1 pseudogene is annotated in these 243 nt (G+C 37.0%); it reads left to right on the top strand.

Features of this window, described 5'->3' with window-relative positions:
- Nucleotides 1-243, top strand: a pseudogene (locus tag AWV70_RS23095) (tetracycline efflux MFS transporter Tet(L)); the annotation flags it as partial.

Below are 243 nucleotides of genomic sequence, written 5' to 3'. Positions count from 1 at the left end.
AACCTTTTGTTGAACCTGCACTGGGGAAAAATATTTCTTTTATAATTGGTGTCCTTTGTGGAGGACTTATATTTGGTACAGTAGCATGGTTTATCTCTATGGTTCCTTACATGATGAAAGATGTACATCAACTAAGTACTGCTGCAATTGGCAGTGTGATTATTTTCCCTGGAACAATGAGCGTTATTATCTTCGGTTACATTGGTGGATTACTTGTTGATAGAAAAGGTCCATTGTACGTGT

The organism is Sporosarcina koreensis (assembly GCF_001531445.1).
Classification (GTDB): Bacteria; Bacillota; Bacilli; order Bacillales_A; family Planococcaceae; genus Sporosarcina; species Sporosarcina koreensis_C.
Note: the sequence above shows the minus strand (reverse complement) of the source record. Positions and strands in the feature narration are given on the sequence as shown.